We start from the raw sequence: 12,993 nt of genomic DNA on the forward strand, positions 1-12,993 counted from the left end.
AGCCGCGGGTACGGGCGGATGTCCCCGCGAGCCGCTGCCGGCGTCCCCGCACCCGCGCAACTGCACGACACGCCACCGGGATGTATGCGAAGGAGGGCCCCACATGGCCGTCGACTACACAGTGATCGTCGTCTATCTGGCCGGCATGCTGGCCATGGGCTGGTGGGGCATGCGCCGCGCCAGGTCCAAGAGCGAGTTCCTGGTGGCCGGGCGCCGCCTGGGGCCCGCGATGTACTCCGGCACCATGGCGGCGATCGTCCTCGGCGGCGCGTCCACCATCGGCGGCGTGGGCCTCGGCTACAAGTACGGCCTGTCCGGCGCCTGGATGGTGTTCACCATCGGCCTGGGCCTGCTGGCCCTGTCGGTCTTCTTCTCGGCCCGCATCGCCCGCCTGAAGGTCTACACCGTCTCCGAGATGCTCGACCTGCGCTACGGCGGCCGGGCGGGTGTCATCTCCGGCGTCGTCATGTGGGCCTACACCCTCATGCTCGCCGTCACCTCCACCATCGCCTACGCCACGATCTTCGACGTGCTGTTCGACATGAACCGCACCCTCGCGATCATCCTGGGCGGCTCGATCGTCGTCGCCTACTCCACCCTCGGCGGCATGTGGTCCATCACGCTGACCGACATGGTGCAGTTCGTGGTCAAGACGATCGGTGTGCTGCTCCTGCTCCTGCCCATCGCCGTGGTCAAGGCGGGCGGCTTCAGCGAGATGAAGGCCAAGCTGCCGACCTCGTACTTCGACCCGCTGGGCATCGGCGGCGAGACGATCTTCACCTACGTCCTGATCTACACCTTCGGCATGCTCATCGGGCAGGACATCTGGCAGCGCGTCTTCACCGCCCGCAGCGACAAGACCGCCAAGTGGGGCGGCACGGTGGCCGGAACCTACTGTCTGGCGTACGCCCTCGCGGGCGCCGTGATCGGTACCGCCGCCAAGGTGCTCTACCCGAACCTCGCCAGCGCCGACGACGCCTTCGCGACCATCGTCAAGGACCAACTGCCCGTCGGTGTTCGGGGCCTGGTGCTGGCCGCCGCCCTGGCCGCGGTGATGTCGACGTCCTCCGGCGCGCTGATCGCCTGTGCGACCGTCGCCAACAACGACATCTGGTCGCGGCTGCGGGGCATCGCCAAGGGCCGGTCCGGCGACCACGACGAGGTCAGGGGGAACCGCCTGTTCATCCTGATCATGGGACTCGCGGTGATCGGCACCGCGGTCGCCCTCAACAACGTCGTCGAGGCGCTGACCGTCGCCTACAACCTGCTCGTCGGCGGGCTGCTCGTCCCGATCCTCGGCGGCCTGCTGTGGAGGCGGGGCACCGTCCAGGGCGCCCTCGCCTCCGTGATCGTCGGCGGGCTCGCCGTGATCGGCCTGATGGCGACCTACGGCATCCTCGCCAACGAGCCCGTCTACTACGGCCTGCTGTCGTCCCTCGTCGTCTACGTCGCCGTCTCCCTGGCCACGAAGCCGACCGACGAGGCCGTCCTCACGACCTGGCGCGAGCGCCTCGCCGGGCGCAACCCCGAACCGGTGTCCGAACCGGTCCCGGCCCACCAGTAGAGTCGTACGAAAAGCAGCACATTGCGCGAGCAAGCGTAAGAAAGAAGGCATTTCACCATGAGCAGCAACGAGACGCCCCGCGGCCCCGTCGACTCCTCCCGGGTCCCGCGGTACGCAGGCCCCGCGACCTTCGCCCGGCTGCCCCGCCTCGACGAGGTCGGCACGGCCGACGTCGCCGTGGTGGGCGTGCCGTTCGACTCCGGCGTCTCGTACCGGCCGGGCGCCCGCTTCGGCGGCAACGCGATCCGCGAGGCGTCCCGGCTGCTGCGCCCCTACAACCCGGCGCAGGACGCCTCGCCCTTCGCCCTGGCACAGGTCGCGGACGGCGGCGACATCGCCGTGAACCCGTTCCACATCAACGAGGCCGTGGAGACCATCGAGGCCGCCGCCGGCGACCTGCTCGGCACCGGCGCCCGCCTGATGACCCTCGGCGGCGACCACACCATCGCGCTCCCGCTGCTGCGCGCGGTGGCGAAGAAGCACGGCCCGGTCGCCCTGCTCCACTTCGACGCCCACCTCGACACCTGGGACACCTACTTCGGCGCCGAGTACACCCACGGCACCCCGTTCCGCCGCGCGGTGGAGGAGGGCATCCTCGACACCGAGGCGCTCTCCCACGTCGGCACCCGCGGCCCGCTGTACGGCAAGCAGGACCTCACCGACGACGAGAAGCTGGGCTTCGGCATCGTCACCTCGGCGGACGTCTACCGCCGGGGCGCCGACGAGGTGGCCGACCAGCTGCGGCAGCGCATCGGCGACCGGCCGCTGTACATCTCCGTCGACATCGACTGCCTCGACCCCGCCCACGCGCCCGGCACCGGCACCCCGGAGGCGGGCGGCATGACCTCCCGCGAGCTGCTGGAGATCCTGCGCGGCCTGGCGTCCTGCAACCTGGTGTCCGCGGACCTCGTCGAGGTCGCCCCGGCGTACGACCACGCCGAGATCACCTCGGTGGCGGCGTCGCACACCGCGTACGAGCTCACCACGATCATGACCCGCCAGATCGCCGCCGCCCGCGGCGCCGCGTAACCACCTCCCGAGAAGAGCGACTCCCCGTGACCCACGACCACGACCCGGTGCTCCGCCCGACGCCCGCGCAGGTGGAGGCGGCCCTGAACGTTCCCCCCGGCCGCATCGGCGGAGACCTGGTCGTGGAGACCCTGGCCGGGCTCGGCGCGACGACCGTCTTCGGCCTGCCCGGCCAGCACGCCCTCGGCATGTTCGACGCGCTGAGCCGCTCGGACCTCGGGTACGTCGGGCTGCGGGTGGAGAACAACGCGGGCTTCGCGGCGGACGCCTACGGCCGGATCACCGGCGAGGCGGCTCCGCTGCTGCTGTCCACCGGCCCGGGCGCGCTGACGTCGCTGGCCGCGCTGCAGGAGGCGGCCGCGGCCTCCGCGCCCGTCCTGGCCATCAGCAGCCAGGTCCCGACGGCGGGCCTCGGCGGCGGGCGCCACGGCTACCTGCACGAACTGCCGGACCAGGCGGCCTCCTTCCGGGGCGTGGTGAAGTCGGTCCACACCGTCCGCACCCAGTCCCAGATCCCGTCCGCGATCGCGGCGGCCTGGAAGTCGGCGCTCACCGCCCCGCACGGGCCGGTCTGGGTGGAGATCCCGCAGGACGTGCTGCTGGCGCCGGCGCGGCTGCCGGTGGTGACGGCGATGGACGCGAGCCCCGAGGAACTGGTCCCGCGTCCGGAGCTGACCGCGGTGGCGGCCGACCTGCTCTCCACGGCGGAGCGCCCGGTGATCGTCGCGGGCGGGGGAGTGGTCCGTGCGGACGCCTCCGGCAAGCTGCTCGCCCTGGCCGAGCGGCTGAACGCCCCCGTGGTCACCACCTTCGGCGGCAAGGGCGCCTTCCCCTGGGAGCACCCGCTGTCCCTCCAGTCCTGGCTGGAGGACCGGCACACGACGGACTTCCTGGAGGACGCCGACGTCCTGCTGGTCGTCGGCTCGGGTCTCGGCGAGCTGTCCTCCAACTACCACACGTTCGCGCCGCGCGGCCGCGTGATCCAGATCGAGGCCGACCTCGGCAAGCTGGAGTCGAACCACCCGGCGCTCGGCATCCACGCCGACGCGCGGCTCGCCCTGCAGGCCCTGCTGGAGACCGTGGAGCCCCGGCAGGACCGCACCGCGCCGGAGCGTGTGCGGACGCTGCTGGGACGGGTCCGGGAGCGCATCGCCGCCCAGGACCTCACCCTGGAGCAGGACGTCCTGGCCTCGGTCCGCCGGGCACTGCCCGCCGGTTCCCCGTCCTTCTGGGACATGACGATCCTGGCGTACTGGGCCTGGTCGGCCTTCGACGCCCAGGGCCCCAACCGGATGCACTCCGCCCAGGGCGCCGGCGGCCTCGGCTACGCCTTCCCCGCGGCCCTCGGCGGGGCGGCGGCGGACCCCACCCGCCCGGTGCTCGCGGTGTCCGGCGACGGCGGCGCCCTGTACTCGATCGCCGAGCTGGCGACGGCCCGTCAGTACGGGCTGAACGTCACCTGGCTGATCGTCGACGACGGCGGCTACGGCATCCTGCGCGAGTACATGACGGACGCCTTCGGCCGGGCCACGGCCACGGAACTGACCCGCCCCGACTACGTGGCCCTCGCGGAGTCCTTCGGCGTTCCGGGCGTCCGCACCACCCCCGAGACCCTGGAGGTGGACCTGGCGAAGGCGCTCGCCGACCCCGGCCCGTCGGTGGTCGTGCTCCCGGCGGTGCTGCGGATGTTCGCGCCGACGCACCTGGACTCGGACTGACCCTCCGATCGACTGTTCGCGGTGACCTCACGGGACATGTTCCGTGAGGTCGCGGGCGTCCCGGCCAGGACGATGTCGGATGCGGCCATTGACCTGAGCCCGCAGAGGAGGCCGGCGTCGGCATTTTCGGGGCCGACGCCTCCGGCAAGTCGAACGTGCTGACCGCGATGACGGACATGCGCAACGCGGTCCTCAACTCCTCTGCGCGCTGGGCCCCTTACGACGGCATCCCGCGTCAGGCCTTCTCCCTGGCCCCCGAGAGCGGGAGCGAACCCTCCTTCTTCGAAGTCGGCGCCGTCATCGACGCGGTCCGCTGGACGTACGGCTCAGGGCTCGGCGCCACCCGCGTCGAGTCCGAATGGCTGCAGAGCGCCACTGGTTCCGCCGCAACTTCTGGATGTGGCGATGTCCGGTAGGTCCTGGCTGACCTTCACGCATCAAGAACGAACGGCCGTCCCTGCCCACATCGGTGAGAGGCCGGGCACCGGCTCAGCGGATCAGTTCGGGGGAGTCCTCCCTGAGGGCGGCCAGTTGGGTGTCCTAGCCCGCCCGCTCCGGCATGGGTGAAGCATTGCCACACGCCGGACCCTTCGAACTCCGCGCCCCGCAACGCTCGTACAACCTCCCGCCGACCCCGTGAGTCCCACCTGGCAGCGCACGGGTGCGCTCAAGGCGTTCAGGGGGACGCCCGTACGACGTTCGAGGGAACTCTTCATGACTCACCGGACATACGGCCGCACCGGCGCGCTCGCCGCCGCCCTCGGTGCCGCCGTGCTCATACCCACCGCGGTCGCCGCCGCCCCGGCCGCCGCTGCCACCCCCACCGTCAGCTGCACGTCCGGCAAGGCGGGGCTGGCCGACAAGCTGGAGAAGGACATCACCGCCGCGCTCGCGAACCGCCGGGGCACGGTCGCGATCGGTCTGTACGACCGCGTCACCAAGACCACCTGCACGCTGCGCGCCACCAGCGCCTACGACTCGGCCAGCACCGTCAAGGTCACCGTCCTCGCCACGCTGCTGTGGGACGCGAAGAAGCACAACCGGTACCTGACGGACCGTGAGGTCTCGCTCGCCAAGGCCATGATCACCAAGTCGGACAACAGCGCGACCAGCACCCTCTGGAAGCAGCTCGGCCTGACGAAGATCAAGGGCTTCCTCGCCGCCGCCGGGATGACGAAGACCGTGCCCGGCGCGAACGGCTACTGGGGCCTGACCCAGGAGAACGTCACCGACGAGCAGAAGCTGCTCCAGCTCGTCACCGCCAAGAACACCGTGCTGAGCGACAGCTCCCGCGCCTACATCCTCAAGCTGATGAGCCAGGTCGTCTCCTCGCAGCGCTGGGGCACGCCCGCCGGGGCGCCGTCCACGGTCACCGTGCACGTCAAGAACGGCTGGCTGGAGCGCGCCACGCACGGCTGGCGCGTGCACAGCCTCGGCACCTTCGACGGCGGCGGCCACGACTACATGATGTCCGTGCTGACGCAGGACAACAGCACCATGAGCTACGGCGTCACCACCATCCAGAACGTCGCCAAGGCCATCCACAAGGACCTGGTGCCGACGACCTCCGGCGTCGTGCGCTACACCCCGACCAGCGAGCCCCGCGAGGCGTTCGTCGCGGTGCCGCCGCAAGGCTGAGCCTTCACGGACGGGTCTCCCGCCGGTCACCGCGGCGCCCTACGGTGACCGGCATGCGCTTGCGATCCGTACTGGCCGCCCTCGCCGCCGGCCTGGCGGCGGCCACCTGCCTGACCGCCGCCGGGCCCGCCCACCCCCTCGCGGGCCCCGAACCCGACCACGACCACCCCTGCTCGCCCCGCGTCTCCATCCAGCGCTTCTCCGACGCCCTCGACAAGACGACGTTCCACGGCATCTTCGTCGGCAACTTCTCCGCCCTCGCCGTCGACACCGACGGCTCCCTCGCCGCGATCGAGGACCGCTCCGTCCCGTTCGACCTGAACCCGGTGACGCTGCGGCCCAAGGCGGCCGTCCGCCTCGCCGACGAGAACGGCGCCGAACTCGACTCCGAGGGCCTCGCCATCGACAAGGACGGCACCCGGCTGGTCTCCTCCGAGGCCGAGCCGTCCGTCCGCCGCTACTCCCGCGACGGCAGGATCCTCGACCGCCTCCCCGTCCCGCCCGCCCTGCTGGTCGCCCCGGCCGGGCGCGCCACCTCGAACCAGACCTTCGAGGGCCTCACCCTGCTGCCCGGCGGGCGCGCCCTGCTGGCCGCCATGGAGGGCGCGATCGCGGGGGACTCGCCCGGCATCGTCCGCTTCCAGACCTGGCAGCGCCACCACGACCGCTTCCGGCTCGCCGCCCAGTACGGCTACCGCACCGACCCCGGCCTCGGCGTGCCCGAGGCCCAGACGCTCCCCGACGGCCGGCTGCTGGTCCTGGAGCGCGGCTTCACCCCGGGCGTCGGCAACACCGTCCGCCTCTACCTCGCCGACCCGCGTCACGCCACGGACACCAGCGGCATCGCGTACCTGACCGGGCAGCCGGGTGTCCGCCCGATGACCAAGACGCTGCCGGCCGACCTCGTCACCTGTCCGAGCCTCGGCGCGACCGCCAAGCAGCCCCAGCCGAACCCGCTGCTCGACAACGTCGAGGGCATGACGATCACGGGGCGCGACCGCACCGGCCGGCTTGAGGTCGTCCTGGTCAGCGACGACAACGCGAACCCGGCCCAGACCACACGCTTCTACTTCCTGCGGGTACGCGTCTGACGCCTGCTCCCGGTTTGTTGCACGGGGATGAAATCCGCGGCCGCCGGCGTTGGCGCCTTCCGGTAGAGCAGGTGGACTGGTCGACAGGAAGGCACCGGCGTGGGCACGCAACGGGGATGGGCACGACGGCTGGCGGGATACGCCTGGCGGTATCCGAAGGACGTCGTCCTGGCCCTCGGCTCCTCCCTCGCCGGCATGGCGGTGATGGCCGTCGTCCCGCTGGTCACCAAGGTGATCATCGATGACGTCATCGGCGCCCACACCCGCTCCATGGCCCCGTGGGCGGGCGCCCTGATCGGTGCGGCCCTGCTCGTCTACGCCTCCACCTACGTCCGCCGCTACTACGGCGGCCGGCTCGCCCTCGACGTCCAGCACGACCTGCGGACCGAGATGTACGGCACGATCACCCGCCTCGACGGCCGCCGCCAGGACGAGCTGTCCACGGGGCAGGTGGTCGGCCGGGCCACCAGCGACCTGCAGCTGATCCAGGGTCTGCTCTTCATGCTCCCGATGACCATCGGGAACGTCCTGCTCTTCGTGATCTCCCTGGGGATCATGGCCTGGCTGTCGCTGCCGCTGACCCTGGTCGCCCTCGCCGTCGCCCCGGCCCTGTACCTCATCGCCAAGCGCAGCCGCACCAGGCTGCACCCCGCCACCTGGTACGCCCAGGCCCAGGCCGCCGCCGTCGCGGGCGTGGTCGACGGCGCGGTGAGCGGCGTCCGCGTGGTCAAGGGCTTCGGGCAGGAGGACCAGGAGACCGGCAAGCTGCGGGAGGTCGGCCGCCGGCTCTTCGCGGGACGGCTGCGCACCATCCGTCTGAACAGCCGGTTCACCCCCGCCCTCCAGGCCGTCCCGGCCCTCGGCCAGGTCGCCATGCTGGCCCTGGGCGGCTGGCTGGCCGTGCGCGGCCACATCACCCTCGGCACCTTCGTCGCTTTCTCCACCTACCTCGCCCAGCTGGTCGGCCCGGTCCGCATGCTCGCGGTCGTCCTCACCGTCGGCCAGCAGGCCCGCGCCGGCACCGAGCGCGTCCTGGAGCTGATCGACACCGAGCCGACCATGAAGGACGGCACCCGGACCCTCCCGGCGGACGCCCCCGCCACCGTCGAGTTCGACGACGTCTCCTTCGGCTACGACGACGACCGCCCCGTCCTCGAAGGGCTCAGCTTCGAGATCCGCCCTGGGGAGACCCTGGCCGTCGTCGGCTCCTCCGGCTCCGGCAAGTCGACGCTCTCCCTGCTCCTGCCGCGCTTCTACGACGTCACCCGGGGCGCCGTCCTCATCGGCGGCCACGACGTGCGCGAGCTGACCCCGGACTCGCTCCGGGCGGCGATCGGCCTGGTCCCGGAGGACTCGTTCCTGTTCTCCGACACCGTCCGCAACAACATCGCCTACGGCCGCCCCGACGCCACCCAGGAGGAGGTCGAGGCCGCCGCTCGCGCCGCCCAGGCGGACCGTTTCATCACCGACCTGCCCGCCGGGTACGACACCAAGGTCGGCGAGCACGGCCTGACGCTCTCCGGCGGCCAGCGTCAGCGCGTCGCGCTCGCCCGCGCCCTGCTCACCGACCCGCGCCTGCTCGTCCTGGACGACGCCACCTCGGCCGTGGACGCCCGCGTCGAGCACGAGATCCACGAGGCGCTCCAGCACGTCATGGAGGGCCGCACCACCCTCCTGATCGCCCACCGCCGCTCCACCCTCAATCTCGCCGACCGCATCGCCGTCCTGGACGGCGGACGGCTCGCCGACCTCGGCACCCACGACGAGCTCCAGCAGCGGTGCGCGCTCTACCGCCGGCTGCTCACCGACCCCGACGAACTGGGCGGCGTCTCCCCGGGCCACTCCGGCCCCGCCGCCCCGCAGGAGGACACCAGCCTGCGCGACGAGCTGGACGCCGAGTTCGACGCCGAGGCCGGCATCACGCCCCGGCTGTGGACGGGCGAGCGCCGGCCGAGGGACGCGGCCATGGCGGGCACCCCGGCCACGCCCGAGCTGCTGGCCCAGGTCGAGGCGCTGCCCCCGGCCACCGACACCCCCGACATCGACGAGGACCGGGCGGTCCGCCCCGAGGAGTCGTACGGCCTCAGGCGCCTGCTGCGCGGTTTCGGGGCGCCCCTGCTCGTCAGCCTGCTGCTGGTCGCGGTCGACGCGGGCGCCGGGCTGCTGCTGCCGGTGCTGATCCGGCACGGCATCGACCAGGGCGTCAGCAGGACCGCCCTGGGCGCCGTGTGGGCGGCCTCGCTGCTGGGGCTCGTCACCGTGCTGGTGCAGTGGGCCGCGCAGACCGGCGAGACCCGGATGACCGGTCGCACCGGCGAGCGGGTGCTGTACGCGCTGCGGCTGAAGATCTTCGCGCAGCTCCAGCGGCTCGGCCTGGACTACTACGAGCGCGAGCTGACCGGCCGGATCATGACCCGCATGACCACCGACGTCGACGCCCTGTCCACCTTCCTGCAGACCGGCCTGGTCACGGCGTTCGTCTCGGTCGTCACCTTCTTCGGCATCATGGTCGCACTGCTGGTGATCGACCTCCAGCTCGCCCTCGTCGTCTTCGCCACCCTGCCCCCGCTGGTCGTCGCCACGTTCTTCTTCCGCCGGGCGAGCGTGAAGGCGTACGAACTCGCCCGCGAACGCGTGTCGGTGGTCAACGCCGACCTGCAGGAGTCGGTCGCCGGGCTCAGGATCGTGCAGGCCTTCCGGCGCGAGCGGGACGGCGGCCGGCGGTTCGCCGAGCGGAGCGACAGCTACCGCAGCGCCCGCATCCGCGGCCAGTGGCTGATCTCCGTCTACTTCCCCTTCGTCCAGCTGCTGTCCTCGGTCGCCGCGGCCGCCGTGCTGATCGCGGGCGCCGGCCGGGTGGAGGCGGCCACGCTGACCACCGGCGCGCTCGTGGCGTACCTGCTCTACATCGACCTGTTCTTCGCGCCGGTGCAGCAGCTCTCGCAGGTCTTCGACGGCTACCAGCAGGCCACCGTCTCGCTGGGCCGCATCCAGGAGCTGCTGCGCGAACCGACGTCCACCCGGCCCGCCGGCCAGCCGCTCGCCGTGCCCTCCCTCCGCGGCGAGATCGCCTTCGAGAACGTGCACTTCGCGTACGGCGACGACGAGGAGGCCCTGTCCGGCGTCGACCTGCGCATTCCGGCCGGGCAGACGGTCGCCTTCGTCGGCGAGACGGGCGCCGGCAAGTCGACGCTGGTCAAGCTGGTGGCGCGGTTCTACGACCCCACCTCCGGGCGGGTCACGGCCGACGGCACCGACCTGCGCGACCTGGACCTCACCGCCTACCGGCACCGTCTCGGCGTCGTGCCGCAGGAGGCGTACCTGTTCCCGGGCACCGTCCGCGACGCCATCGCCTACGGCCGGCCCGACGCCACCGACGCCGAGGTGGAGGCGGCGGCTCGGGCGGTCGGCGCGCACGACATGATCGCCACGCTGGGGGGCGGCTACCTGCACGAGGTCGCCGAGCGCGGCCGCAACCTGTCGGCCGGCCAGCGCCAGCTGATCGCGCTGGCCCGCGCCGAACTCGTCGACCCCGACATCCTGCTGCTCGACGAGGCCACGGCCGCCCTGGACCTGGCCACCGAGGCACAGGTCAACCAGGCCACCGACCGCCTCACGGGCCGCCGCGCCGCCCCGGACCCGTCGCCCGGCCCGCGCCCCTCGCCGAGCCCCGGGGCGCGCACCACGCTGGTCGTCGCCCACCGCCTGACCACGGCCGCCCGGGCGGACCGGGTGGTGGTCATGGACCACGGCCGGGTCGCCGAGGACGGCACGCACGACGAGCTGCTGGCGCGCGGGGGACGCTATGCCGCGCTGTGGCGGACCTTCGTCGGCGCGCCGGAGCCGGAGGAACCGGTCAGCGCCTCCCGCTGACCCGGACGGGCAACCACCGCACACACGTCCTGCGTCCGTACATCCGTACGCTCGGGTACGCCTGTTACGGGAGGGACGATGGTGGACACTGGTGCGATACGGCGGCGGCTGGCGCTCGGCGTGGCCGTGCTGACCGCCTCCGGACTGCTCGCGGTCGCCGCGCCCGGGACCGCGCAGGCGGCCGCCTCCTCCTGCTCCGGCCGCAAGGTCCGGACGCTGTCGTTCGGCACCGGTTCCGTCCGCGTCTACAAGCGCGACGGCTACGTCTGTGCGATCACCGTCCCCAGATGGCCCGGTACCGCGCGGCCGATGTCCGTGACCGTGCAGGCCCGCGGCAACCGCCCGGTGACCGACCGGGGGACGTACGTCCGGCATGCGGGCCCGGTGACCGTGCACGCCGGGCACCGGTGCGTGCGGATCGGCGGATCGGTGGGGGCCGGTTCGCTGAGCTCCGGCTGGATCCTCTGCTGAGTTCCCCGCCCGGCCGCCGGGCCCGAATCATTCCAGCGACCGAGGGTTTTCCCGAACTCCCCTGGTGTGCGGACGACTTGCTCCGATAGCTTCCGGCGCACATCTGTCTCACAGGGGAGTGTGCATGCGCAAGGCGCTCAGATGGCTGCTCGCGCTCACCGTGCTCATAGGCACACTGAGCACGGCGGGTGCGGCCACCGCCGCCACACCGGAGGCCACGAACGGCACCGCGAGCGGTGGCGAAACCGACATCAGGGACCGGCTCCTGGCCATCGACGGCATGAGCCTCGTCGAGGAGAAGCCGTACCCCGGCTACCGCTTCTTCGTCCTCAACTACACCCAGCCGGTGGACCACCGGCACCCGTCCAAGGGGACGTTCCAGCAGCGGATCACCGTGCTGCACAAGGGAACCGACCGCCCGACGGTCTTCTACACCGGCGGCTACAACGTCTCCACGAACCCGAGCCGCCGCGAGCCGACCCAGATCGTGGACGGCAACCAGGTCTCCATGGAGTACCGCTTCTTCACCCCGTCCCGCCCCGCCCCGGCCGACTGGTCCAAGCTCGACATCTGGCAGGCGGCCAGCGACCAGCACCGCATCTTCACGGCCCTGAAGGCGGTCTACGGCAAGAAGTGGCTCGCCACCGGCGGCTCCAAGGGCGGCATGACGGCGACCTACTACGAGCGCTTCTACCCGCGCGACATGGACGGTGTCGTCGCGTACGTCGCCCCCAACGACGTCGTCAACGCGGAGGACTCCGCCTACGACCGCTTCTTCGCCACCGTCGGCACCAAGGAGTGCCGTGACCGGCTGAACGCGGTCCAGCGGGAGGCGCTGGTGCGCCGCGAGCCGCTGGAGGCGAAGTACGCGGCCTACGCCGCCGGCAACGGCTACACCTTCACCACCATCGGCGGTCTCGACCGGGCCTACGAGGCCGTCGTCCTGGACTACGTGTGGGGCTTCTGGCAGTACAGCCTGCTGGCCGACTGCGAGACGATCCCCGCGGACGCCGGGAAGGCGACCGACCAGGAGATCTGGGACTCCGTCGACTCCATCTCCGGCTTCTCCGCCTACACCGACCAGGGCCTGGAGACCTACACGCCCTACTACTACCAGGCCGGCACCCAGCTGGGCGCGCCGACGATCCACTTCCCGTACATCGAGAAGAGGCTGATCCGCTACGGCTACCAGCCGCCGCGGAACTTCGTGCCGCGCTCGATCCCGATGCGCTTCCAGCCGGCCGCGATGCGCGACGTGGACACCTGGGTGCGCCACAACGCCCACCACATGCTCTTCGTCTACGGCCAGAACGACCCCTGGGGCTCCGAGCGGTTCCGGCTCGGGCACGGGGCGCGTGACGCGTACGTCCTCACCGCCCCCGGCATGAACCACGGCGCCAACGTCGCGGGCCTCGTGCCGCGGGAGAAGGAGCTCGCCACGGCGCGGATCCTGCAGTGGGCGGGCGTCGCCCCGGCGGCCGTGCAGGCCGACCCGGCGGCGGCCAGGCCGCTGGCCACCGGTGGGGCTCGCACGAACTACGAGGCCGCGACCGAGCGACTGCTCCGCTTGCTGAGCACCGCGGACAGCTCGTTCAGCAACCTGGCGTCA

General features: G+C 72.1%; 9 protein-coding genes. All 9 read left to right on the top strand.

Annotated features, from left to right (window positions below; all coding sequences use genetic code 11):
• The first annotated feature begins 103 nt into the window (after positions 1-103).
• Complete coding sequence (locus ACWDNY_RS05630; protein WP_451644410.1) at positions 104-1,564, top strand: sodium:solute symporter; 1,461 nt, start codon at positions 104-106, stop codon at positions 1,562-1,564.
• 57 nt (positions 1,565-1,621) lie between these two features.
• Complete coding sequence (speB, locus tag ACWDNY_RS05635; RefSeq protein WP_451644411.1) at positions 1,622-2,593, top strand: agmatinase; 972 nt, start codon at positions 1,622-1,624, stop codon at positions 2,591-2,593.
• 26 nt (positions 2,594-2,619) lie between these two features.
• Entirely contained in the window at positions 2,620-4,311 is a 1,692-nt protein-coding gene (locus ACWDNY_RS05640) for a thiamine pyrophosphate-binding protein (RefSeq protein WP_451644412.1), read from the top strand.
• A 122-nt stretch (positions 4,312-4,433) separates the two neighbouring features.
• Positions 4,434-4,727, top strand: coding sequence for an AAA family ATPase (locus ACWDNY_RS05645; protein ID WP_451644429.1), 294 nt, complete (start codon positions 4,434-4,436; stop codon positions 4,725-4,727).
• A 298-nt stretch (positions 4,728-5,025) separates the two neighbouring features.
• Positions 5,026-5,949 carry a serine hydrolase gene (locus ACWDNY_RS05650; protein WP_451644413.1) on the top strand — a complete coding sequence of 308 codons (924 nt, stop codon included), beginning with the start codon at positions 5,026-5,028 and terminating at the stop codon, positions 5,947-5,949.
• Positions 5,950-6,002: 53 nt separating this feature from the next.
• The gene (locus ACWDNY_RS05655) at positions 6,003-7,040 is read left to right on the top strand and encodes an esterase-like activity of phytase family protein (RefSeq protein ID WP_451644414.1); all 1,038 of its coding nucleotides are present in this window, start codon (positions 6,003-6,005) and stop codon (positions 7,038-7,040) included.
• A 99-nt stretch (positions 7,041-7,139) separates the two neighbouring features.
• Positions 7,140-10,913 (top strand): ABC transporter ATP-binding protein, encoded by a 3,774-nt coding sequence (locus ACWDNY_RS05660; RefSeq protein WP_451644415.1) that lies wholly within the window; start codon positions 7,140-7,142, stop codon positions 10,911-10,913.
• Positions 10,914-10,994: 81 nt separating this feature from the next.
• Positions 10,995-11,384 (top strand): hypothetical protein, encoded by a 390-nt coding sequence (locus ACWDNY_RS05665; protein ID WP_451644430.1) that lies wholly within the window; start codon positions 10,995-10,997, stop codon positions 11,382-11,384.
• Positions 11,385-11,508: 124 nt separating this feature from the next.
• The coding region (locus tag ACWDNY_RS05670; RefSeq protein WP_451644416.1) for a S28 family serine protease at positions 11,509-12,993 on the top strand (1,485 nt) is incomplete at its 3' end.

This window comes from Streptomyces sp. NPDC003697 (genome assembly GCF_053587115.1).